The sequence below is a fragment of the Micromonospora sp. NPDC005257 genome (assembly GCF_042872445.1).
In the GTDB taxonomy this organism is placed as follows: Bacteria; Actinomycetota; Actinomycetes; order Mycobacteriales; family Micromonosporaceae; genus Micromonospora.
On the sequence record NZ_JBIAKL010000016.1, the window covers coordinates 1 to 21946 of the forward strand.

Here is a 21946-nt window from a genome sequence, read left to right on the forward strand (position 1 = left end):
GTCGCGGAGGTAGAAGGTGGAGTTGCTGGGTCGGAAGACGCCGACGGTGTCGATGCCGTCGTTGTTCCAGTCACCCGAAATCGGCACATCCTCCGAGCGAGGGCCGGCGGAGTTCCAGAGCGAATCGACGATGATCTGCGCGTCGGCCGCCTGGGCCTGGTAACGGTCGGGGTAGGCCGACACCTGCACCGCCTGGCAGACGTCGCCGATCGGGGCGTTGGCCCAGCTGCCGTTGGGATACTTCCTCACCATCGCGTCGAGGAAGGCGTTCGTCGCGTAGGCCGGGTTGAGCCGCTCCGCCCGGGTGCCCCACCACTCCTGCTGCTGGAACAGGCCGAGGCTGGTGTGGTCCACCTCCTCGCTGATGTTCTGCAGGTGGGTCTCGACGATCACCGTGGTGATCGCGATGACCGCCGCGCGCGAAGCGAGGCCTCGTGCCCGCACCGCCTCGACAACCTCTCGCGCGCAGGACACGCGGTACGCCGTCATGTAGCCCCGCATGTCCGAGTTCAGCCGCGAGTTCAGTTGGGTGGCGAGGGTCGCGTCACTCGCGGTAGGCCCGGCGGGGTCGCACGCGACCGTCTGGTAGAGCGCGGTCATCGGAGCGAGGGCCGGCGGCAGGTCCGAGCCCGGCTCCGCGGCCAGGGCGGGGGACGCCCCGAGCAGCGCGGTCGTGGTCAGCGTGACCGTGACGCCGAGGGTTACCGCCTTGGAGGAGAGGTTTTTCACCAGTGACAATCCAATCGCCGAGGTACTCGATGACATGCCCGGCTCCATCGGCCGGGCTTGTTCCCAGAGATTCGCGTATGCCGCTGGCCGAACGCTGACGCGTCACTGCCAGGACCGAACCTGTACCCGGCGTCCGGGGTTCCGGGGGTGGCGGAGGGTGCGCCCGCGGCCCGGATCGGTCAGGATGACCCACGGGAGGCCGTCACCGGGTTGCGTCGCGGCTGACCGGAAGGAGTCCACGTTGTCCTCGTCCGATTTGCTGCTGTCCCGCCGTGACCTCGCTTTCCTGCTGCACGACTGGCTGGACGTCACACGGCTGACCGAGCGGCCCCGCTACGCCGAGCACTCCCGGGAGACATTCGACGCGGTGCTGGACCTCGCCGCCGAGGTCGCCGCCGAACGGTTCGCCCCGCACAACCGGGCCGCCGACACCGGCGAGCCCACGTTCGACGGGCAGCGCGTGCGGACCATCCCGCAGGTCAAGGCCGCCCTGGAGACGTTCGCCGGCACCGGGCTGCTCGCCGCCACCATGGACGAGTCGGTCGGCGGCATGCAGCTCCCGCACGCCGTGGCCGCCGCCGCCTTCGCCTGGTTCCAGGCCGCGAACGTGGGCACGGCGGCGTACCCGATGCTGACCCTCGGCAACGCCAACCTGCTGCTCGCCCACGGCAGCGTCGAGCAGATCGACACCTGGGTGCGCCCGATGGTCGAGGGCCGCTTCCTCGGCACCATGTGCCTGTCCGAGCCGCAGGCGGGCAGCTCCCTGACCGACCTCACCACGCGGGCCGAGCCGCAGGACGACGGCACGTACCGGATCGTCGGCACCAAGATGTGGATCTCCGGCGGCGACCACGAGCTGGCGGAGAACATCGTCCACCTGGTGCTGGCCCGCATCCCCGGCGCGCCGGCCGGCGTGAAGGGCCTGTCGCTGTTCATCGTGCCGAAGGTGCTGCTCGACGACGACGGCAACCTGGGGCCGCGCAACGACGTGGTGCTGGTCGGGCTCAACCACAAGCTCGGTTACCGGGGCACCACCAACACGCTGCTGAACTTCGGCGAGGGCGTGCACCGGCCGTACGGGCGGGCCGGTGCGGTCGGTTACCTGGTGGGGCAGCCGCACCGGGGGCTCGCGGTCATGTTCCACATGATGAACGAGGCGCGCATCGGTATCGGGGCGGGCGCCACAGCGCTCGGCTACACCGCGTACCTGAAGTCCGTCGCGTACGCCCGCCAGCGCCCGCAGGGCCGGCCGGTCGCCGACAAGGACCCGACCACGCCGCAGGTGCCGATCGTGGCCCACCCCGACGTACGCCGGATGCTGCTGGCCCAGAAGAGCTACGTGGAGGGCGCGCTCGCGCTGGTGCTCTACTGCGGACGGCTGCTGGACGAGCAGAAGACCGCGCCCGCCGAGGCCGACCGCGAGCGGGCGCACCTGCTGCTGGACCTGCTCACCCCGATCACCAAGAGCTGGCCGGCGCAGTGGTGCCTGGCCGCGAACGACCTGGCCATCCAGGTGCACGGCGGGTACGGCTACACCCGCGACTACGACGTCGAGCAGCACTGGCGCGACAACCGGCTCAACGCCATCCACGAGGGCACCCACGGCATCCAGGCGCTCGACCTGCTCGGCCGCAAGGTCACCATGCGCGACGGCGCCGCGCTGGAGCTGCTGCTGGACACCATCCGAGGCACCGTCACCCGGGCCTGGAAGGCGGAGGGGTTCGCCTCCGAGCTGGCCGGTCAGCTCGGCGCGGCGGTGGACCGGATCGCCGTGGTGACGCGGCGGTTGTGGGCTCCGGGTGATCCGGAGCTGGCGCTGGCGAACGCCTCGGTGTACCTGGAGGCGGTCGGGCACGTGGTGATCGCGTGGATGTGGCTGGAACAGGTCCTGGTGGTGGAGGCGCTGGGGACGCCGGAGGGAGCCGAGGGGGAGTTCCTGGCGGGGAAGAGGCAGGCGGCGCGGTACTTCTACCGGTGGGAACTGCCGAAGGTGGCGGCGCAGTTCGACCTGCTGGAAGGGCTGGACCGGACCACGCTGGACATGCGTGAGAGCTGGTTCTGAACTGCTAGGGGTTGCGTGAGGCGGACGGGTGCCGTCACCACCAGAGCCACTGCCACATACCGCAGCGAGCTGTGGATCTTGTTAACGACCCATCCAATCTGCGTGCCGGGTTACGCGGGGGTGCCGGGTTACGCGATCGTCACCGCGGTCGACGCACAGTTCGCTGGTCTCGAGGTCGATCCAATAGGTCTGTCCGGTGGCGATGAAGGTGGGCTGTCGCAGGTAGAACCAGTGATTCACCACGTTGACGAGGATGAGCCGGTCCGCAGTCACACGCTCGGCCATCGCCCATCTCCTCAAACGCCATCGCGCCGCATTCGTACGCCTGATGTCGTCCTACCGTAGTTGTTCTTGATGATCAGGCGGCGCCACGCTCGCTGACCGGTCGGCGGCGCAGGCTCGGGTTCAGCAGGGCCGGGGGCAGGTAGGCCTGGTCGAGCCGGGTGACATCGGTGCCGGGCGCGACGATCTCGTCGATCCGGTCGAGTAGCTCGTCGGTGAGCGTGACGTCGAGGCCCGCGAGCAGGTCGTCGAGGTGCTCCATCGTGCGCGGGCCGAGGATCGCGCTGGTCACGCCGGGGTGTGCGATGGTGAATGCCATGGCGAGGTGGGTCAACGGCATGCCGGCCTCGTCGGCGAGCGGGATGAGTTGTTCGACGACGTCGATCCGGCGCTCGTCGGTGAGGTGCATGGAGAAGCGGGCACGGCGCAGGTCGTTCTGCTCGCCCTTGCGGACCCGGCCGGTGAGCATTCCCTGCCCGAGCGGGCCCCACACCAGCGTGCCCATCCCGTAGCGCTGCGCGGCCGGCAGCACCTCGCTCTCGATGCCGCGGTTGAGGATCGAGTAGGGCGGCTGCTCGGTGTGGAAACGTTCCAGCCCGCGCCGCTCGGCGACCCACTGCGCCTCGACGAGGTGGGATGCGGGCATCGTGGACGACCCGATCGCCCGGACCTTGCCACTGCGGATCAGGTCGGAGAGCGCGGAGAACGTCTCCTCGGTGTCGGTGTCGGGGTCCGGGCGCTGGATCTGGTAGAGGTCGATGTGGTCGGTCTGCAGGCGGCGCAGCGAGCTCTCGACCGCGGTCATGATCCAGCGGCGGGAGGCGCCTCGCTGGTTGGGGTCGGTGGCCGCTGTTGCGCCCGGCGTCCGGGGCGGCGTGGTCAGCCTCGGAAGGCCCACCTTGGTCGCGAGGACGACGTTGTCCCGGCGCCCCTTGAGGGCCCTGCCCACGATCTCCTCCGAGTCGCCGTAGGCGTCGGCGGTGTCGACGAGGTTGATCCCCGCGTCCAGCGCCTTGTGAATGACCTTGATCGAGTCGTCAGGATCGGGGTTCCCGATCACCGTGGCGAACATCAGCGTGCCGAGCGCGTACGGGCTGACCTTCATGCCCGTCCGGCCCAGGGTGCGGTACTGCATGAACGTCTCCCTGCGGTATCGTCGTATGCGGAATCCCTTTCCGGAACTATACGGAAAGGGATTCCGGAAAAGCAAGAGAGGCGTAGCTATGTCCGACGACACACCAGACCTCGTTGTTCGCGAACGCGCCCCGCGTCGGAAGCGCACTGACGCACGCCGCAACATCGAGTCCCTGCTCGAAGCGGCGAAGACGGTCTTCAGCACCATCGGCGTCGACGCCCCCGCCAAAGAGATCACCGATCTGGCCGGCGTCGGCGTCGGCACGCTCTACCGGCACTTCCCGCAGCGCTCCGACCTGATCAAGGCCGTCATCGAACGCGAGATCGACGCCTGCGCCGACGCGGCCCCGGCGCTGGCCGCCGCGCACGAGCCGGGGGCCGCCCTCGCGAAGTGGCTCGACCGGTTCACCGCGTTCGTCGCGACCAAACGCGGCTTCGCCACGGCCCTGCACTCCGGCGATCCGGCGTTCGACGGCCTACCCGGCTACCTCATGCAGAAGCTGGGACCGGCTCTCGAGTCCTTGCTCGAAGCCGCGACGGCCAGCGGCGAGATCCAGGCCCGGATCACTGCCCAGGACCTGCTGTACGCCGTCGCGAAACTGTGTGCGCCCATGCCGGACGAGGACCCCGACTACGGCCGGCGCATGGTCGCGCTCCTCGTCGACGGACTACGGTCCGGCGAATCCCCACACTGACGTATTCACCGGCGGCCGGCCATGCGTGAAGCGCCACGGTGCGCTCCGTCGCGCAGCCGATGCTAGGTTCGCCGGCATGACGGTGCAGATCACGGCCCGGCAGTTCCACGCGGCCGACGGTGTCGAGGACTGGCGCTGCCTCTACCACGTGGTCTCGGCGTATTTCCGCACCGGCTCGCTGGCCAAGGGCATAGCGTTCGTCGATGAGGTCGGTCGGCTCGCCGGTGGCGCGGAGCAGCAGTACGTCAGCATCGATCTGCGTCATGTCGGCGTCACGGTGTCCCTGTTGTCGCGCGACGTGGCGCTGGCCCGGCGGATCTCGGCCGCCGCCAGGGAGCTGGACATCCCCGCCGATCCGACCGCCGTGCAGCTCGTCAACGTCACCCTCGACGCCCTTGTCGGCGCGGACGTGCTGCCGTTCTGGCGCGCGCTGCTGGGTTACCGCCAGATCGATGACGACTATCTGGCCGACCCGGCGCGCAGGGGTCCGGGCTTCGGGGTGCAGCCTATGGATGCCCGGCGTCCACAACGCAACCGCATGCACCTTGATGTCGCCGTCCCACATGACCAGGCCGAGGCCCGCATCGCCGCCGCATTGGCCGCGGGTGGCCAGCTGGTCTCGGATGCGCACGCACCGAAGTGGTGGATCTTGGCCGACGTCGAGGGCAACGAGGCGTGCGTCGCCACTTGGGTCGGCCGATGACAGCGGCCCAATGGGTTGACCGTCGGCCACACTTACGGCATGACAACGACGATCGTGCCGGTAGCCCCCGCCCACCCGGCGTTCGATCAGGTAGCTGCTCTGTTCGACGACTACCGGGCGCACTACGGACAACCGTCGACCCCGGAGATCACCCGCTCCTGGCTGCACGACCAGATCGCACAACACCGGATCTCCGTCGCTGCCGCCATCCGAGCTGACCGCGTCCGCGGCTTCATCACGGTCACGGTCATGCCGGCATCGCTCAGGCTGGGCACCTCATGGTCGATCCGCGACCTCTACGTGGCCCCGCACCATCGCCGTAGTGGAATCGCGAACGCCCTGCTCCAGCACGTCATCCGCAACGCCCGTGCCGCCGGTGCGCATCGCGTCTCACTCCAGACCGAGACCGACAACATCCCCGCCCTGACGCTCTACACCGAGATCGGCTTCCAACCCGTCACCGGCCTGGAACTACTCAACCTCACCTTCGATCCCACCCACCAGGACCCAGGAGACACGGCCTGACTGTTCCACCACCCGGCCTCGATCGAGGACGTACTGGGATGCGGTCGCAGACACCTACCTCGGAGCCCTCCCATCGCGGTCCGCGACGACAGCATGTAACGCACGCTCATCGGCAGGTGTGAAAGCTGGCGAGGGCTGGGCGGCATCCGGCGTCTATTCCGGGGCGGGCGGGTTCAGCCACGCCATCGGTGCGCCGGTGAGGGCGGCGTCGGCGAGGCGGTGAGCGGAAGCGGTCTTGAGCGCCGCCCGCGAGCTGTCGATCCAGCGCTGAACGTCCGCGACTCCCTGATGCCGATACTCGACCGCTTGGACGAGGCACTCCAACTTGTCCGCGTCCCGGGCCACCACCGCTTCCAGAGTTTCGCCGGCCTCGTACTCGGCGACGGCAGCGTTGATCACGTCAACGACGGCGGGCGGGCAGGCGGCGACCTGGTCGGCGGTGACGGCGACGTTGGGCGCGGCCGTGAGATAGCGCTTGGCGATGTGGGGGATGTCGGTGATCCGGGTCTCCTGGGTGTCGTGCAGGACGCACAACATCGAGACGCGAGCCGGATCGGCGCCCTCCATGGCCGCGAACATCATGCCGATGAGCGCCGTGCGGAACGAGTGCTCGGCGATCGACTCGGGGTGCTTCACACCGGCGAACCACCATCCGGTACGGGCGGCGCGCTTGAGCACGCCTGCCTCGAAGATGAAGCTCATGGCTCCTGCATGAGGATCGTTGCCCATAGGAAGTGCCCTCTCATCCGGCAAGCTTGTCGACATCGCATCGCTCGTGCCGACTCGTCAGTCGATGGGGAGGCGGTAGACGAGTTCGTATCGGCCGCCTGGTAGCACGATGTCGGCGGTCTCCACCGGCGTACCGACCGCCGTGTAGGTCCGCTCGATGGTGTGCACGAACGTGCGGGCCGGCAGGTGGAGCGCCTCGACCTCGTCGGCCGTCGCTGATCGAAGGCTGACGCGCTCCACGACCTCGTCGACCCGAACGCCGATGGCGTCCATGCGTGCGACGACGCCCTTGATGTCGCTGTCCTCCGGCCACTCGACCGGCGTGCCCTGGGTGACCGCAAGCGGTTCGTACGACACGGAGAGCTGTATCGGCTCGCCGTCGGCGAGGAAGCGGTACGACGTCCGCATCACGGGCGCTCCCGGTTCGACGCCGGGCGGCAATCCGTTCATCGGCCTGGTCGTGTCGGCTGTCGTGCTCCCACGTGCCCTGCTGCCCAGCGCCGGCCGCGTCGCGGGCGAACGGAGAAGTCGGGCCGTCGCCGGAGCGGATGTCGCGACCTCGGGCGTGACGGACCAGCCGGGTGGTGTCCCGGACGTACACGCCGGATCCGGCGCGACCCTCCACGATGCCCCCGCCCTTCAGTACGGCGATGGCCCACTTGGCGACGGTCCGGCTCACGTCGTACTGGCGCATCAGGCCGGACTCGGACGGCAACTTGGCTCCAGCGGGAAGTTCTCCGGACAGGATCGCGGCGCGTAGGTCGGCGGCGATAGCCAAGTAGGCAGGCGGCGTTGGCATGTCGGCGGCACCTCCGGTCAGCCCAACCAGTCGATCACAGAGTGCGGGGGAGCGGCAGGGAGCAACCGCCTCGACGTCAATACAAGAGCAGCGATCCACGTACACTGGCCAACGGGCATGCCGACTCACCGGCCGATGCCGCAGTCCCAGCCCTCGTCCTGGGAGGCAGGCGAGACATGGCGAGCAAGGCCGATACGATCGGCGCCCGGATCCGCTACTGGCGGATGCGCCGTGGCGGAATGAGCCAGGCCGTCCTCGCCGGGCTCGCCGGAGTCAGCCAGTCCTACATCTCCCAGGTCGAGTCCGGTCGCAAGACGATCGACAGGCGCTCCACCCTGGTCGCCGTCGCCGCCGCGTTGCAGATCACGGTCGCGGACCTGCTCGGTCAGGGCACCGAGACGGGTGATCCGGCGCGTGAGCGTGCGGCCGAGTGCGTGCCGGCGATCTGGTCCGCGCTGATCGAGATCGAGGACGGCGAGCGGCGGCCGTCGATCCTCACCCGGGAGGAGCTGGCAGCGGGTATCGCGCGCAGTGAGCAGCTTCGCCACCGCTCGAACTTCCCGGCCATGGCCCAGATGCTGCCCGGCCTGCTGCTGGAGGCTGCTGCGGCGGGCGGACCGGCGCTCGCTCAGGTGGCGTACCAGGCGTCGGCCTGCCTGCGGCACCTCGGGTACCGCCACCTGGCGTTGAACGCGGCGCGGGTCGCGGTCGCGGCGGCCGAGGACGTGGAGGAAGCGGCGTGGCTGGGCGCGACCCGTTTCGCGTACGCGCAGAGCCTGCCGATCGAGTCCGCTCCGCTCGCCGCGCGCGCGGCTGACCGCTCCCTTGCAGAGCTGCAGTCCGCCGCCTCCGACGAGCGGGTCCGGCAGATGCTCGGTCAGTTGCACCTGTCGGCGGCTCTCGCCTCGACTGTCAGCGGGCGCCCGGACGTCGCGCGTGACCATCTGACCGAGGCTGCCCGGGAAGCGGCGACCCTCGGCGACCCGGCGGACGGCATGGGATTCAACGGCTGCGGGTTCGGGCCGACGAACGTGACGCTGTGGGAGATGTCCATCGCCGCCGAGTCGGGCGAGCCCGGCCGGGTGATCGAGCTGTCCCGCACGGTGCGGCCGCAGGTGTTGGCGGCGTCGATCCGGCAGATGTCGTACTGGCTCGACCTCGGGCGGGCGCTGGCCGATTCCGGTCGCCGGGACAACGAGGCGATCGCGGCGTTCGTACGCGCGGAGCAGGCTGCCCCGGTGCCGTTCTCCCTCAACCCGCTCGCCCAGGACGCGGTCGTCGCGATGGCGCAGCGGGCCAAGCGCCGGGCCGTGCCCAACGAACTGCGCCTGCTGGCTGGGCGGCTGGGCATAAGCCTGGCGGCATAACCAGCGGTAATTTCTCCATCACCAGGCGGCCCTAGTGTCCGTTTTCGGGTGAGGAGACGCCTCATCCTGCCGGGCGCGACGTCGCACTCCCTTGTGAAGTGATCCGTCGCGCCGGAGCGGACGGAGGTGGTGATGGGCGGTCGGAACGGCTGGCGCCGAACGGGCCAGGAGGCACAGAGGGCCGAATGGGAGGCGGCGAAGCGGCGGATCCTCGCGCTGGCTGAATCGGATCACGCGCAGGCAGCGCCCGGCGAGTCGACAGCGGGCCAAGCGCCGCACCGGGACGCCGACGTCGTCGCACCCGCCGAGCGGCGCCTGCCGTACGAGGGCTACCTCCTCGCCGTCGCGTCGACGCTCGTACGCCGGCATCGCCCGGCCTGGTCGTGGCGGAAGTGGCGGTGGGTGTGCCGCTGCGGTGCGGACCTGCCGTGCCGGAACCGCCACCGCGTACCGATCAATCGCGGTCACTGGCCGCCGCAGGAGGAGCAGTGAGTACTGCGGAGCAGGCGATCCTGGCGGTGCACGTACGGGGTCTGGACGGGATGTGCGTGGGTTGCCGGCTGTGGTGGGCGCGGCTGACTCCGTACCCGTGCTGGCAGGTCGCGTGGGCGACCAGCCGGCAGGCGCGCGCGAGCGTCGCCCGCTTCCTCGGGGTGCGCGGGTGAGCACCCACGGGCCGGTGCCGCCGGTTTGGACGTGCGGCGGGTGCGGTGCGCCGTGGCCGTGCGCGACGCGGCGGCGGGAGCTGCTTGCGGAGTACGAGGGCGCGCCGGTGTCGCTCGCGGTGTACCTGGGGGCACAGCTGGTGCGGGCGACGGCGGATCTGAACTGGGCGCCCGCGGGGACGTTGCACCGGCGGTTCCTGGGGTGGCTGCGGTGAGCGTGTTGCGGGCCGGCGACGAGAAGTTCCACTACAGCGACGGGTCGCACCGGTGGACGGCGCCGGATCCGGAGTACGACCAGGAGGTGTGGGAGGAGCAGGTCCGCCAGCACAAGCTGGGACACCTGCGCAACGAGCGCCCGAAAGTACGCATCCGGCGGATCGGGTGACGCCGGCCTGGTGCGAGACTGGGCCGGTGACTCACCCGCTCGCGCGCCGCGTGTACGACACCTGCCACCTCACCGGACAGTTCCGTCTCCGGTCGGGGCAGGTCAGCGACGAGTACTTCGACAAGTACCTGTTCGCGGGGCAGCCGGAGCTGCTGCGCGAGGTCGCCGAGGCGATGGTGGCTCTGCTGCCGAAGTGCGACGTGCTGGCGGGGATGGAGATGGGTGGCATTCCGCTCGCCACGGTGATGTCACAGCTGACCGGGCTGCCGACGGTCTTCGTGCGCAAGCACGCCAAGGAGTACGGCACCGCGAAGGTGGCCGAGGGCGGGCCGGTGAACGGTCTGCGGGTCGTCGTGGTGGAGGACGTCGTGACCACCGGAGGCGCGCTCCTGGCCTCGTGCGGACACCTGCGGTCCGTCGGCGCGCAGGTCGAGACGGTGGTCTGCGCCATCGACCGCGAGCAGGGCGGCCGGGAGAACCTGGCGGCCGAAGGGCTGCACCTCCGCTCCGCCCTCACCCGCCGGGATCTGGACGCCTCACTGGTGGCGTGAGGCTCGCACCCCACCTACAGCTGGGGCTGCGCCGGGCCGCTGCTGATGTTGTACGAGTTCTTGGCGGCGACCACGGCCGCCTGGATGTGCTCGGGGTCGACGCCGTGGACGTTGAGCGGTGGGTGCAGGCGCCGGACGAGCTCAGCCTCGATGTCCGCCGGCTCGGGGTCCTCCGCCCAGGTCAGGCGCAGGTGCTCGTGCATCCACGCGGTCAGGCGTGTCTCGTCCTCGGGGACCAGGACGACGCGGTCGGTCCAGGTCGTCCGGTAGCCCTCGGACACGAGAAGCCCGGCCAACGTGCGGCGCAGGGTCGAGCTGCCCGAACGCCTCAGATGGTTGCGCAGGATCCGGCCCCGCAGGCTGGTCGCCCGGCCGAGATAGAGCATCCGCCGCGACGGGTCGCTGTCGTTCGGTGGCCCGGGGAGATCGGGAAGGACCGAGGGAGCAGCCCACCAGGCGTAGACGCCGCTGCCACGGGCGAGCCGCTTGACGGCGACGTCGAGCGCGACCGGCGGGCCGGAGAGCAACCGCAGGGCCTCGTCGACCCGTTCTTCGTCGGTCGGGATGTCGGCGGGCCGCCGTTCGGGGATGGTCACCGGGACCATCCTAGGCGCTCGAGGACCGTCGGCCACACTGACGGCATGACGACGGTCGTGCCGATGGCCCCCCCATCCGGCATTCGATCAGGTAGCTGCTCTGTTCGACGACTACCGGGCGCACTACGGACAACCGTCGACCCCGGAGATCACCCGCTCCTGGCTGCATGACCAGATCGCACAACACAGGATCTCCGTCGCTGCCGCCACCCGAGCTGATCACGTCTGCGGCTTCATCACGGTCATGATCACACCGGCATCGCTCATGCTGGGCACCTTCTGGTCGATCCGCGACCTCTACGTGCCCCCGCACCATCGCCGTAGCGGTATCGCGAACGCCCTGCTCCGGCACGTCATCCGCAACGCCCGTGCCGCTGGCGCGCATCGCGTCTCACTCCAGACCGAGACCGACAACACCCCCGCCCTGACGCTCTACACCGACATCGGCTTCCAGCCCGTCACAGGCCTGGAAATACTCAACCTCACCTTCGATCCCACCCTCGAAGATCCGGGAACCAAGGCCTAGATGTACTGCGCGAGGAGGTAGCGCTGGCCATGTCCCGGGGCCGATGCGAGGCTGAACGCATGGCTCCCCGATCGATGTACACGTGGACATCCCGCGGCTGCCCGTCGGCTTGGTAGGCACCGTGGACGCGTCGGTGCATCTGAGGACCGGCGCGAGCGCGGTGGAGTGTCACGGAACCGGGCTCACCCTGCGGCAGGTCCATGACACCCGGACCCAGGTGGAGATCGTCGCCGGGCTCCTCGGCTCGTACGCTTCGGACGCCGGCCGGTCCCTGACCTGGCGCGGCGCTCCGGTGACGCCCGGATGAGCCTGGTGTCGGCGTTCGTGCCGATCTGGGTCCTCACCGCGGTCGGCTACGCGGCCTGCCGCTGGGGTCTGCTGGGCGAGGCGGCGGCGTCGGTGCTCGGCCGGTTCGTGTTCCAGCTCGCGATGCCGTCCGCCCTGTTCCTGGCCCTGGCCCGGATGCCGCTGTCCGGATTCGCCGGGCGCTCGCTGCTCGCCTTCGCGGTGAGCACTGTCGCGGTGGTCGGGTTCGGGTGGGCCGGCGTGAGCCGGCTGTTCGGTCGCGAACCCGGCGAACGGCCGATCTGGGGCATGGCCGCCGGGTACGTGAACTCGGCGAACCTCGGCATCCCGATCGCGACGCAGGTTCTCGGCGACGTGTCGTTCCTGGCGGCGGTGGTGCTGTTGCAGGTGCTGCTGGTGGCACCCGTGATCGTGGTCGCCCTGGACCGGCACAGCGACCCGACCGGGCGGATAAGGGTCCGCCGGATCGCCTCCCTGCCCGTACGCAACCCGGTGATCCTGGCGTCGCTGCTCGGTGTCGCGTGCTCGGCTGCCGGTGTGCGTCTGCCGTCGGCGGCGGACGCGTCGCTGACGCTGCTGGCCGGTGCCGCGGCTCCGTCCGCCCTGGTCGCGCTCGGCGCGTCGCTGCACCCCACGGCACCGTCGCGGGCAGAGCCGGCCGAGCCCGCCGAACTGGCCGTCATCACCGCGCTGAAGCTGGTCGTACAGCCGGTCATCGCGTACGCGGCCGGGCTGGCCCTGCATCTGTCCGCGCCGCAGTTGCTCGCCGTGGTGGTGTGCGCGGGCCTGCCGACAGCGCAGAACACGTTCATCATCGGCCAGGAGTACGGCGTCGGCGAGACGGTGGTCAACCGGGCGGTGCTGGTGACCACGACGCTGTCGCTGGCCACGGTGGCCGCGGCGGCGATGCTGCTCGGGTAGCTCCGGCCGGTCGCCGCTACGCGGGGAAGCGCCTCCAGTGCCCCTCGGAGACGACCTCGACGGTGCCGTCGGTCACCGTGATGGCCGTCTGGTCGTCGATCGCGTACGCCGGGCCGGCGATCTCGGCCGCCCATTTCTCGGCGGCGGCCATGGTGTTGTCCGGTTCGAGGCCCAGGTGCGGGAAGATCGAGAAGTCGACGAGCCCCAGGGTGCGGTCGTCGGGCGCGGACTGCCATTCGACGAAGTCCGCGCCGATCCGCGGGGTCAGCACCATGCTGCCGGCACTCAACCCCACCCAGACGGTGTCCCGCAGCGACGGCAGGAGGTCCGCCAGCCCGGACTGGCGCATCCAGTGGCACAGGTACGTCGCGTCGCCGCCGTGCACGAGGATGACGTCCGCCTCCCGGACCCACGGGATCCACGTCTCCTCGCCGATGCTGGGCAGCGCGGTCAGTTCGAGGACGCCCATCGACTTCCAGCCCAGGCCGGTCATGGGTAGCGGCGTCTGACCGGTGACGAAGCGCCAGGCCGAGGCCGGTCCGCCCATGGGATAGGCCGCCGTGGGGATGCAGAGCGCGCGGGATTCGGCGATCGGCTTGCCCAGCAGGCCGATCAGCGCATCGCGGATGCTCGGATTCTGGACGCCCGCGGATGTGAGTAGAAGCTTCACGCGTACCTCCGGTGCGTAGCGGTCATGACGCTCTCCCGACAGTCGGGAGAGCGGGCGTACGTGCACACAGACTGGACACGGTAACGACTCTCATCGCCGTTGCGGCCCTTCAAGCCCTCTGGAGGACGAGCGGGTGTCGGCGCGATCGACCGGGACGTGGCGTCACTCGCGGATCTCCATCGCTGTCACCAGCCCGTTGTCGAGGCGGTAAACGTGCGTGACGGTGTGGTCGGTGAGCTTCGCTCCGGCTTTGTCGTGGACCACTTGATGAACGGTGACGGCAATGCGGCCGTCAGCCTCCGTGCGGAACGCGGTCGGTGTGACGACGGGATCGATCTGCTCCCACTGCCGTCGCCAGTAGGCACCCACCTGGTCCCGGCCGCGAACGACGCCCCCTTCCCAACCGTTGGGCCACGAGACGTCCGGCGACATGGCGGCCAGCAGCGCAGGGATGTCACGCTCGTTGAAGGCCGCGTAGAGGTTCGTGAGCAGGGCCCGGGGAGAAAGGCGCCTCGGCGAATCCATCGAGCCAGTATGGCCGGGGGAGGAGACCCCATGATGACCTCTTCGCGCTCAGCAGAACGCGCGATCCTCGGCAGAGCCGGACGGCGGAAAGCCGGCCCGCTGACCGACCCTAGGCTGGTCGGGACGCGAGGCGGGGTACTTCTTGACTCTCGACCCGGTCGAGGGCCGACCCTTCTCGAGTGACGTCTGAAGAGCACGACCACCGATCAGCCCTTCTCACGATCGACCTGGAGATGCTGCGGCCGGCGCTGCGCGCCGGCTGGGGAGCGGACACCTGCGACCCGCACGATGTGCAGGATTGGCACGCCGGTAACGCAGCCCGTGGTCAATGCGGGGTGACCGCCTTGATCATTCAGGACCTGCTCGGCGGGGAGCTGATCCTCGGCGAGGTGTTCGCCGGAGAGGCCAGGGTCGGCTACCACTACTGGAATCGACTGGCCGACGGCCGTGAGGTGGACCTGACTGCTGACCAGTTCCAGCCATCGGAAGTCGTCGTCGGCGGTCAGATTCAGCAACGCCCGCCGGGCCCACCCGTCCGGTGTCGCCGGCAGTACGAGATCCTGCGGCACCGCGTCTTCGTCGCCCTCTACGGCTGCGACAGCCACTCTTGATGTCAACGTCGGTTGAGGTTGCAGGATGGCGACAAGCGTCGAGGTACGCATTCGACTGATCTTCGGAGGTCGTCCGGTTGGAACCGGGTTCATAGACTCCCGGTCATGCGAGCTCGTATTGCGACAGCCGGGGCGATCGTCGTGCTGTGCGCGGCAGCGGCGACGGTGGCCGGGGTGCGCTGGTCGGCGGCCGGTGAGCCGGTGGCGGTCGCGGCGCCGTCGGGGGCGTCGACGGTGCTGCCGGAAGGCGCGTACGAGGGCGTCGTCGACAACCGGGCGATCGAGCTCTCCATCGACCTGAGCAACGACCGCGGTCGGCCGGAGGTCGACACCTACGCCATGCCGTCCGCGACCGGGTGGGAACAGGTCCGGTCCGCTGTCTCCGGGCAGCTCGACGGATGGGAACAGGCCGGGGACTGCGCCGACACGGGTGAGCGGCGGGTGCAGTGTTCCTGGTCGGAGCCGACCCGCTGGTGGCCCCGCCTCGTGCGGATCGTCTTCCTCCGGCCGGCACCGCCGGGTGGCGACCGCTCCTACGGATGGCCCGACAACACCTTCCTGGTGGTCGGTTCCGCCCGCGGCGCCGACTTGTCCTAAAGCGAACACGCCTGGCCACGCGATGGACGGCTGCTCGCTGCCGGCCGATTGATTTCCTCCAGCTCACGGCACGCTAGCTTGGGACATCCAAGGCAGAGGAGAGCCAGCGTGGGCACTGTGGTCCTGTACAGCTCGGTGTCGGTGGACGGCTTCGTCGCGGACGACAACGACCAGCCCGGCCCGCTGTTCGACTGGTTGACGAGCGGTGACGTCCCGCTGGACGACAGCGGCGCGTTGCAGGTGTCACAGACGTCCCACGACTACATCCGGCCGTACTGGGACCAGATCGCTGTGACAGTTGTCGGCCGGCGCGTCTTCGACCTGACCGACGGCTGGGACGGGACGCCGCCGAGCGGGATCGACCACGTGGTCGTCGTGACGCACCGACCGGCGCCCGAGGGCTGGAACCGCGAGGCGCCGTTCCACTTCGTCGACGGCGTCGAGGCGGCAGTGGCCAGAGCGCAGGAACTCGCGGGGGACCGCATCGTCGAGGTCGCGGCCGGCGACGTAGGGGGCCAGGCGCTCACCGCGGGCCTGGTGGACGAGGTACGCATGGACGTCGTACCCGTGGTGTTCGGGTCCGGCAAGCGCTTCTTCGGGTCGGTCGACGCGCAGCATCTGCTGGAGGATCCGGACGTGGTGCTTCAGGGCGACCGGGTGCTGCACCTGCGCTATCGGGTGCGCCGTTGACCGGTCTGCACGGCGGACTCAGCCGCGCGCACTTCTCCGCCCGGTTCAGCGCGGTCCGAGCCCGGTGCGCCCGTCGATCAGCTCGCGCACGGCGTCCAGGTGGCCGGCGTGCCGGGCGGTCTCCTCGATGACGTGCAGAATGATCCGTCGCAGGTCGGTGGTCTGCGACGCCAGTGTCTCGTCCGGATGCCGGCCTACGGGTGTCGACGACAACGGGGCCGCGGCGATGATCGCGTCGGAGATGTCGCACTGGTCGCGATAGAACCCGAAGACCCGAGATGGCGATCGAGTCGTGCGGAGTGGTGTGTTCTCGTCCAGCCAGGGCAGCGGCTCTACGGAACCAAGAAAGACCTCCTGGAACCAGTGGCGTTCCGCATGCCCTAGGTGCTCCACCAGCCCGAGCGGCGACCACCCGGAGGGCAGGACAGGCGTTCGCAGCGAGGTCAGGTCCAGACCTGCCAGGATGGCCCGGACACTGACACGCTGATATTCGAGGAACTCACACAGCGCGGCCTTCTCCACATCGACCTTCATCACGCCGGCAGGCTAGCGGCCGTCACCGACAGTTTCGCTTCCCCTCACCTCAGTCGATCGACGAGCCGGCAAGCACTCGCTCAGTCCGGTCGCGGAGGGCATCGAGCTCGGCGGAAGGGCCTCGCACCTCGATGAGGAGGTCGATGGCCGCCCGCAGATGCTCCAAGGCGATGACGTCCTCGTCGAAGGGAACGTCGACCTCGAACCGATCGAGCAGCATCGTGAAGTCGGCTACTACCGCCTCGGCGCGGGCGGCGGCTCGGTCGGGACCGCCGTTGCGCAGGGCGCAGCGAGCCGACTCGATCATCGCTCGGCCGACGAAGGCGTGACATTGGCCCAGTAGACGGGTGACGATGCGTCCCACCAGGCCGAGGCCACGCTCCTCAAGCTCCGGGTCGGGCTGGGCAGCGAACTGCGCGGTGACCTCACGGGCGGCCGCGGCGAGCGCGACACCGTCGACCCACTCCTGGGAACCCTCAGCGGCACAGGGCTGCTGCCCGAGTCGAGCGATGCATGCTTCCGCGGCGACCGACAGTGCCGTCGCTGCTTGGAGGAGGAGATGGAAGCGAATCCGATCCCTCTCCCGCGATCCGACGGCCAGCCGCGCGACCTCGAGCGCCACGGCGACGTCCTCGGTGCCACGCGTGGGCTCACCACGCCTCGCCCCGTCCAGGAGAGCCTGAGCCGCCGCCCGTTCCTCGGGCGACGGCCCGGGATCCCCGTCGTCGACTGCCAGTCCGAGCTCGAGCCGGTACGAGGTCCACGCCAGCGGGTCCTTGACCGGGTCCGGCTCGTTTGCGGGGTTGCCGGACGCGGCACGAACCACTCCACCGCCGACACGGTCCATCGCGAGCCGCGCATCGTCGAACGGCAGCGCGAACCGCTCGGTCAGGACGGCAAGGACATCGCGACGGCGCGTCCCCTCCTTCTCGGCCGCACGGAGATAGCGGACAAGGGCGCGTACCGATGTTCCCCGAGCGAGGCGCACCGTCAGGTCGTCCGTCCATTGCACCCGACGAGGATGCCCGCCGCGATCGCGAATGACAATCGGGTTGTTCGCGACGTCCGGCCGTACGCGATTGACACGTCCGGGTCGGAAAGGGCAAGGTTGTGATCGGCCACGCGCACCGCGTGGGCACTCTGCATGAGGGAATGACGCCTGTGATCCGGGTAGGCCGAGCGGCCGCCTGAGTGTCGACCACGCGACGGATGACCGTCGTGTGCCTGCGACACGGCGGGGCGGCCCGACGTTTCTTCCGCCCGTCGCCGCTTCACTCATGCATCGAGGTTCCCCGTTGAGCATGGATGCCCGCATCCAACAGTCCGTCGTCGTCAACCTGTCGCGCCGGCCCGCGCCCGTCGAGGTGGGGCCGTTCGTGATCGGGCTGGACCCGACGACGGCCAGCCCGTACGTCAACTACGCGACGCCGCGTCCCGGCGCCGCCGTCACCGCGGCCGACGTCGCCGCCCTGGTCGCGGCGTTTCACGCCACCGACCGCAAACCCCGCCTGGAGTACGTCACCAGTTGCGTCCCCGATCTGGAGGCGCTGCTGACCGCCGCCGGCTTCACCGTGGAGGCTCGGCACACCTACCTGGTCTGCGCGCCGGGCACGCTGGCGTCCCCACCCGTGCCGGACCACCTGAGCCTGTGCGAACCGGGTGGTGATTCCCAACGAGCCGCGCTGATCAGCGCGCAGAACGAGGCGTTCGGCGGCGATCCGGTCGCCTCCGAGGCGGACGTGGCTCGCCTGCGGCGCCAGCAGGACGCCGGCGGCGTGGTCGTCATGGCCGTCACCGAGGACGGTGGCTGCGCGGGCGGCGGCGGTGCGGCTGCGCCTGTCGGCGCGGTCAGCGAGGTGGCCGGCATCGCCGTTCGCGCGCCCTACCGCCGCCGGGGACTGGCGTCTGCGATCACCGCCGACGTCACCCGGCGGCTGTTCAGCGCCGGCACGGAGGTCGCCTGGCTGGAGGCCGGCGGCGAGGATTCGTGGCGGGTCTACGAGCGCGTCGGCTACCGGCCCGCCGGTCGACGGCTCTACACCGCGATGGACTGAGCCCCGCCGAGGCGCCCGGGCTGAGGTTCGACGACCGAGGCCCGGGCCACCGCGGCAGGCCGGCCTTGCTGCGCCGTCCACCGCCGGCACGGGGCGGCGGTCGGTGCCCCGTGCCGCAGAAAGGTCCAGGCCGGGGCGATCAGGATGGGGAGGGCAGGCGATGCGGCGTCTCGGCCCACGGGTACGACCCCGGGCTGTCGAGCAGGTGGTCCCAGATCACGCCGAGAGCGAAGGCGTGCCGGCCCAGCACTCCCTCGTGCCGCAGCGTGAAGCCGTCCGGGCCGGAGATCAGCCGGACCGTACTCGGCTCGCCGTCCGGCAGTGTGGCGAGCGGTTCAGCAAAGACCGGCCCGCCGGCGGTCGTCCACGTCCACCGCAGGGTCTCGTCGTCGACGTGCTCCAGCCGGATCGCCAGGTCGCCGGCCGGCAGCACCGTCGCGGGGACCTCGACGGGCGCGGGCCGGTGACGGACCACAGTCACCCGGTCCAGGTCCTCGCCGTCCTCGTCGTCCGCGACCAGGGACAGCAGGGCCCACTCGGCGGCCTTCGCCGGTTTCTGCTCCCAATCGCGGTCATCCGGACCGGCCAGTACGGTGCGCCGTCGCGTCTCCTCGGTCACCGCCCAGATGTGCAGCTCCTGCTGCTCGGGCGGATCCTGGTCGGTGCGTACCGTCTCGTGCAGCCGGTTGCGGGCGTGTACCCGCACCCGGACCAGCCCGCGGGGGACGGTGAGGCCGGTGAGCGCGTCCGGGGGACCGCCCATGAGCCCGACGACCGACAACTCGCCGAAGGGACTCCACAGGGTCGCCTCACTGATCGCGTCCCACCCGTCCTCGACCTCCGCCGGCGGGCCGGGCAGGACACGCGCACGCACCTCGATCCCACCGGTGTGGACGCCGCAGAAGCCGGTGAACTGGTACGGCCCACCGACGTGCAGGAGCCCGTCACCGAGGGTGTAGACGGGCATGCCCGTCTCTCCCGGCACTGCGGACACGTCGTACTGGCAGTAACTGACGGACACCCGAGTCCAGCCGGACACCGGTTGCTCCCGTCGCTGCTCCGCGCGGTCCGCGTCGGTCATCGCCGAATCGTAGCGGCGCCCGGAGCGGACGGTGCCCCGCTCGCGCGGCCAGCTCGGGAGCCTTATCGGCTGGCCGCCGCCGCGCGCTCCGGGTACACCTGAGCGGTGATCCTCATTCAGCGGGTCCGCGTCCGGTGGACCGCTGCCGCCCGCGGCGCGCCCGCGGCGAACGCCCGCCGCGGCCTCGTCCGGGCGATGCCGCCGCCCCGGCCGCTTCCGGACGCCGAGGTGGTCGTCCACGACGTGCTCGCCGACCAGGAGGCCGGCTACGAACACCGGGAAGGGGTACGCGCCGGAGGCGTCGCGCTGGCCCGCGAGATCGGACTGTGGCTCGGGCACGATCGGGCGTCGGTCGTCGTGGACCGGCTGCCCGGATCGGCGGCGTATCCGCGGGCGCCGGGTTCGGCGCGGCTGTTCACGCTCGCACCGGGGGAGGTCGGCCGCTACCGGGCCAACTTCCGGTTCACCGGATGCGCGTGCAGCCCGAGCTGGTACTACGAGGAATGGCTCGTGCACGTGGGTCACGGCACGGAGGCGCCTTTCGGGTACGGCGAGCCGGACCGCGACGCCGACCACCGTGTCCGGCTGTACGGGGGCGCGCCCGCGCGGCTGCGAGACCGAGCCTGACCGGACCTGGACCGGTAGGGCCTCGTGGCGCGCGTCCGGGTCGGTCGCTACCAGGTCCCGGGTGAGAGGATGGAGTGGTGGGCATCGCGTGGCGGAACTCGCCGGAAGGGCTGATCGCGCTGCTACGCCGGCACGGCCAGGATCCGGAGCGGGTCGACGACGTCGGCGCGGCGTGGACGGCGTTCTGCGAGTTCCTGGGCCAGCCGGTCGACGGACTGGAACCAGGGCCGGACAGCGACGCCGACGGCTTCATCGTCCAGTGGGGCCGGTACAGCTGGCACGACCGGCTCCCGAGCCTGAGCTTCACCCGGCAGTTCGCCGTCGACGTGCGCGAGAACTGGAGCGAGACGGACTGGTACCAGCCGGAGCACTGGCAGGTGAGTCTGGACCTGGTGTTCCCGGACGCGCCCGCACTCGCCGACCTCGACCGGCTCAACGTGCAGGACACCGGCTTCGATTTCAGCCGGCCCGGCCCCGAACGGGACCGCGCGATCGGCGAAGCCGAATGGGAGCTGCGGCACTACCCGACACTGCGGGCGCTCTGGTCGAGCACTCCCGTGCGCAGCACCGTCACGCTGGACCGGGCGGACTGAGCCACCGCACGGTCACCGGCCACTCGCGGCGTCCGTGCGGTGTCACGAACGCGGCGTCCGATCCCCGCCGGACAGCCGGCCCGTTGTCGACCAGGCTTTCCACCATGAACAACGCACTTGACGGCAAGGTAGCTCTGGTCACCGGTGGTGGCCGTGGCATCGGCGCGGCGGTGGCCCTGCGCCTGGCCGAGGACGGCGCCGATGTGGCGCTGACGTTCCAGCAGAATCAGCGTCGCGCCGACGACGTGGTGGATCAGATCAAGGCTGTGGGACGGCGCGCGATCGCCGTGCGGGCCGACAGCGCCGATCCGGCAGCGGTGGTCGCGGCGGTGGACCGGGCAGCCGGTGAGCTGGGCCGGTTGGACATCCTGGTCAACAACGCGGGCGCGTTCCTGCTCGGGCCGCTGGAGCAGTTGAGTCTCGACGAGTTCGAGCAGACAGTCGCGGTGAACGTCCGGGCGCCGTTCGTCGCCTCGCAGGCAGCGGTGCGCCACATGTCCGCGGGCGGACGGATCGTCAACATCGGCAGCAACATGGCCGAGCGGGCGGTCTTCCCGGGCTTCTCGCTCTACGCGATGAGCAAGACCGCCCTGATCGGTCTGACCAAGGCGCTCGGGCGCGAACTCGGTGGTCGGGCGATCACGGTGAACCTGGTGAACCCCGGTGCCACGGACACCGAGCTGAACCCGGCCGACGGCCCGGACGCGGACGCGATCAACGGGTTCACCGCCCTCGGCCACTACGCGCAGCCGGCCGACGTGGCCGCCGCCGTGGCGTTCCTGGCCGGCCCGGACGGGCGTTACGTCACGGGCGCGACGGTGAACGTCGACGGCGGATTCACCATCTGATCGGCTCCCTTCCTGGCACACGGGCCGCGGCCCGTCTCCACTCGCTTCACCGGGGACGGGCCGCACCTCTTTGAGGCGCGAGTCAGACACCGTCACCACGACCCACCAGGCGGCAGCTAGGCTGTGCCGGTGCGGAAGGCG

Annotated in this window: 28 protein-coding genes and 2 pseudogenes; 18 read left to right on the forward strand and 12 right to left on the reverse strand. The window is 70.3% G+C overall.

The window, feature by feature from the left end; all coding sequences use genetic code 11:
* Positions 1–777, reverse strand: a pseudogene (locus ACFYO8_RS26815) (hypothetical protein); the annotation flags it as partial.
* A gap of 193 nt (positions 778–970) precedes the next feature.
* Between ACFYO8_RS26815 and ACFYO8_RS26820 the strand changes: the two are divergent.
* Positions 971–2791: an acyl-CoA dehydrogenase gene (locus ACFYO8_RS26820; protein ID WP_357712025.1), complete on the forward strand. Its 1821-nt coding sequence runs from the start codon at positions 971–973 to the stop codon at positions 2789–2791.
* 81 nt (positions 2792–2872) lie between these two features.
* Here ACFYO8_RS26820 and ACFYO8_RS26825 read toward each other — a convergent pair whose 3' ends face one another.
* Both ACFYO8_RS26825 and ACFYO8_RS26830 read right to left on the reverse strand, forming a co-directional pair.
* Positions 2873–3076 carry a hypothetical protein gene (locus ACFYO8_RS26825; protein ID WP_357712027.1) on the reverse strand — a complete coding sequence of 68 codons (204 nt, stop codon included), beginning with the start codon at positions 3074–3076 and terminating at the stop codon, positions 2873–2875.
* 73 nt (positions 3077–3149) lie between these two features.
* On the reverse strand, positions 3150–4208 hold the full coding sequence (locus ACFYO8_RS26830; RefSeq protein WP_387188819.1) for an aldo/keto reductase: 1059 nt from the start codon (positions 4206–4208) through the stop codon (positions 3150–3152).
* Positions 4209–4296: 88 nt separating this feature from the next.
* Here ACFYO8_RS26830 and ACFYO8_RS26835 point away from each other — a divergent pair, with 88 nt between their 5' ends.
* From ACFYO8_RS26835 to ACFYO8_RS26845, 3 genes are all read left to right on the forward strand, one after another.
* Entirely contained in the window at positions 4297–4902 is a 606-nt protein-coding gene (locus ACFYO8_RS26835) for a TetR/AcrR family transcriptional regulator (RefSeq protein WP_387188818.1), read from the forward strand.
* Between the two features lie 76 nt (positions 4903–4978).
* Complete coding sequence (locus tag ACFYO8_RS26840) at positions 4979–5605, forward strand: VOC family protein (RefSeq protein WP_357710545.1); 627 nt, start codon at positions 4979–4981, stop codon at positions 5603–5605.
* 39 nt (positions 5606–5644) lie between these two features.
* The gene (locus tag ACFYO8_RS26845) at positions 5645–6130 is read left to right on the forward strand and encodes a GNAT family N-acetyltransferase (RefSeq protein ID WP_357710542.1); all 486 of its coding nucleotides are present in this window, start codon (positions 5645–5647) and stop codon (positions 6128–6130) included.
* Positions 6131–6283: 153 nt separating this feature from the next.
* On the opposite strand, the gene ACFYO8_RS26850 is transcribed toward ACFYO8_RS26845, so the two are convergent.
* The 3 genes and pseudogenes from ACFYO8_RS26850 to ACFYO8_RS26860 form a co-directional block, all read right to left on the reverse strand.
* Complete coding sequence (locus ACFYO8_RS26850; RefSeq protein ID WP_357710552.1) at positions 6284–6859, reverse strand: HD domain-containing protein; 576 nt, start codon at positions 6857–6859, stop codon at positions 6284–6286.
* 57 nt (positions 6860–6916) lie between these two features.
* The gene (locus ACFYO8_RS26855; protein WP_357710539.1) at positions 6917–7309 is read right to left on the reverse strand and encodes a UTRA domain-containing protein; all 393 of its coding nucleotides are present in this window, start codon (positions 7307–7309) and stop codon (positions 6917–6919) included.
* Between the two features lie 154 nt (positions 7310–7463).
* Positions 7464–7658: pseudogene (locus ACFYO8_RS26860) on the reverse strand (winged helix-turn-helix domain-containing protein); the annotation flags it as partial.
* Positions 7659–7834: 176 nt separating this feature from the next.
* On the opposite strand from ACFYO8_RS26860, the gene ACFYO8_RS26865 reads away from it, so the two are divergent.
* From ACFYO8_RS26865 to pyrE, 5 genes are all read left to right on the forward strand, one after another.
* Positions 7835–9025 (forward strand): helix-turn-helix transcriptional regulator, encoded by a 1191-nt coding sequence (locus tag ACFYO8_RS26865; protein WP_357710536.1) that lies wholly within the window; start codon positions 7835–7837, stop codon positions 9023–9025.
* A 224-nt stretch (positions 9026–9249) separates the two neighbouring features.
* Positions 9250–9690, forward strand: a complete 441-nt coding sequence (locus tag ACFYO8_RS26870) for a hypothetical protein (RefSeq protein WP_387188822.1) — start codon at positions 9250–9252, stop codon at positions 9688–9690.
* Positions 9687–9905: a hypothetical protein gene (locus tag ACFYO8_RS26875; RefSeq protein ID WP_354873760.1), complete on the forward strand. Its 219-nt coding sequence runs from the start codon at positions 9687–9689 to the stop codon at positions 9903–9905. Before ACFYO8_RS26870 ends, ACFYO8_RS26875 begins: the two co-directional genes overlap by 4 nt.
* Positions 9902–10075 (forward strand): hypothetical protein, encoded by a 174-nt coding sequence (locus ACFYO8_RS26880; protein WP_013477110.1) that lies wholly within the window; start codon positions 9902–9904, stop codon positions 10073–10075. The genes ACFYO8_RS26875 and ACFYO8_RS26880 overlap by 4 nt, the downstream gene beginning before the upstream one ends.
* Positions 10076–10101: 26 nt before the next feature.
* Positions 10102–10626 (forward strand): orotate phosphoribosyltransferase, encoded by a 525-nt coding sequence (gene pyrE / locus ACFYO8_RS26885; protein WP_354873757.1) that lies wholly within the window; start codon positions 10102–10104, stop codon positions 10624–10626.
* A 14-nt stretch (positions 10627–10640) separates the two neighbouring features.
* Here pyrE and ACFYO8_RS26890 read toward each other — a convergent pair whose 3' ends face one another.
* Positions 10641–11231, reverse strand: a complete 591-nt coding sequence (locus ACFYO8_RS26890; RefSeq protein WP_354873755.1) for a GIY-YIG nuclease family protein — start codon at positions 11229–11231, stop codon at positions 10641–10643.
* 91 nt (positions 11232–11322) lie between these two features.
* Here ACFYO8_RS26890 and ACFYO8_RS26895 point away from each other — a divergent pair, with 91 nt between their 5' ends.
* Positions 11323–11748 carry a GNAT family N-acetyltransferase gene (locus ACFYO8_RS26895; protein WP_354873780.1) on the forward strand — a complete coding sequence of 142 codons (426 nt, stop codon included), beginning with the start codon at positions 11323–11325 and terminating at the stop codon, positions 11746–11748.
* 303 nt (positions 11749–12051) lie between these two features.
* Positions 12052–12975 (forward strand): AEC family transporter, encoded by a 924-nt coding sequence (locus ACFYO8_RS26900; protein ID WP_354873751.1) that lies wholly within the window; start codon positions 12052–12054, stop codon positions 12973–12975.
* A gap of 16 nt (positions 12976–12991) precedes the next feature.
* Here the strand turns inward: ACFYO8_RS26900 and ACFYO8_RS26905 are convergent, their stop codons facing one another.
* Both ACFYO8_RS26905 and ACFYO8_RS26910 read right to left on the reverse strand, forming a co-directional pair.
* Positions 12992–13645: a Type 1 glutamine amidotransferase-like domain-containing protein gene (locus tag ACFYO8_RS26905; protein ID WP_354873749.1), complete on the reverse strand. Its 654-nt coding sequence runs from the start codon at positions 13643–13645 to the stop codon at positions 12992–12994.
* Positions 13646–13807: 162 nt separating this feature from the next.
* On the reverse strand, positions 13808–14170 hold the full coding sequence (locus tag ACFYO8_RS26910; protein WP_354873747.1) for a nuclear transport factor 2 family protein: 363 nt from the start codon (positions 14168–14170) through the stop codon (positions 13808–13810).
* Positions 14171–14349: 179 nt separating this feature from the next.
* Here ACFYO8_RS26910 and ACFYO8_RS26915 point away from each other — a divergent pair, with 179 nt between their 5' ends.
* From ACFYO8_RS26915 to ACFYO8_RS26925, 3 genes are all read left to right on the forward strand, one after another.
* The gene (locus tag ACFYO8_RS26915) at positions 14350–14781 is read left to right on the forward strand and encodes a hypothetical protein (protein ID WP_354873745.1); all 432 of its coding nucleotides are present in this window, start codon (positions 14350–14352) and stop codon (positions 14779–14781) included.
* A gap of 105 nt (positions 14782–14886) precedes the next feature.
* Positions 14887–15378 carry a hypothetical protein gene (locus tag ACFYO8_RS26920; RefSeq protein WP_387257709.1) on the forward strand — a complete coding sequence of 164 codons (492 nt, stop codon included), beginning with the start codon at positions 14887–14889 and terminating at the stop codon, positions 15376–15378.
* A 108-nt stretch (positions 15379–15486) separates the two neighbouring features.
* The gene (locus ACFYO8_RS26925; protein ID WP_387257711.1) at positions 15487–16068 is read left to right on the forward strand and encodes a dihydrofolate reductase family protein; all 582 of its coding nucleotides are present in this window, start codon (positions 15487–15489) and stop codon (positions 16066–16068) included.
* Positions 16069–16113: 45 nt separating this feature from the next.
* Here the strand turns inward: ACFYO8_RS26925 and ACFYO8_RS26930 are convergent, their stop codons facing one another.
* Both ACFYO8_RS26930 and ACFYO8_RS26935 read right to left on the reverse strand, forming a co-directional pair.
* Positions 16114–16602: a DinB family protein gene (locus ACFYO8_RS26930; protein ID WP_354873778.1), complete on the reverse strand. Its 489-nt coding sequence runs from the start codon at positions 16600–16602 to the stop codon at positions 16114–16116.
* A 49-nt stretch (positions 16603–16651) separates the two neighbouring features.
* Positions 16652–17614 carry a hypothetical protein gene (locus ACFYO8_RS26935; RefSeq protein ID WP_354873739.1) on the reverse strand — a complete coding sequence of 321 codons (963 nt, stop codon included), beginning with the start codon at positions 17612–17614 and terminating at the stop codon, positions 16652–16654.
* Positions 17615–17903: 289 nt separating this feature from the next.
* Here ACFYO8_RS26935 and ACFYO8_RS26940 point away from each other — a divergent pair, with 289 nt between their 5' ends.
* Complete coding sequence (locus ACFYO8_RS26940; RefSeq protein ID WP_354873737.1) at positions 17904–18656, forward strand: GNAT family N-acetyltransferase; 753 nt, start codon at positions 17904–17906, stop codon at positions 18654–18656.
* A gap of 139 nt (positions 18657–18795) precedes the next feature.
* On the opposite strand, the gene ACFYO8_RS26945 is transcribed toward ACFYO8_RS26940, so the two are convergent.
* Positions 18796–19737 (reverse strand): hypothetical protein, encoded by a 942-nt coding sequence (locus ACFYO8_RS26945; RefSeq protein ID WP_354873735.1) that lies wholly within the window; start codon positions 19735–19737, stop codon positions 18796–18798.
* A gap of 105 nt (positions 19738–19842) precedes the next feature.
* Here ACFYO8_RS26945 and ACFYO8_RS26950 point away from each other — a divergent pair, with 105 nt between their 5' ends.
* From ACFYO8_RS26950 to ACFYO8_RS26960, 3 genes are all read left to right on the forward strand, one after another.
* On the forward strand, positions 19843–20364 hold the full coding sequence (locus tag ACFYO8_RS26950; protein WP_354873733.1) for a hypothetical protein: 522 nt from the start codon (positions 19843–19845) through the stop codon (positions 20362–20364).
* A 77-nt stretch (positions 20365–20441) separates the two neighbouring features.
* The gene (locus ACFYO8_RS26955) at positions 20442–20957 is read left to right on the forward strand and encodes a hypothetical protein (protein WP_387257712.1); all 516 of its coding nucleotides are present in this window, start codon (positions 20442–20444) and stop codon (positions 20955–20957) included.
* 104 nt (positions 20958–21061) lie between these two features.
* Positions 21062–21805 carry an SDR family NAD(P)-dependent oxidoreductase gene (locus tag ACFYO8_RS26960; RefSeq protein WP_387257713.1) on the forward strand — a complete coding sequence of 248 codons (744 nt, stop codon included), beginning with the start codon at positions 21062–21064 and terminating at the stop codon, positions 21803–21805.
* The last annotated feature ends 141 nt before the right edge of the window (positions 21806–21946 follow it).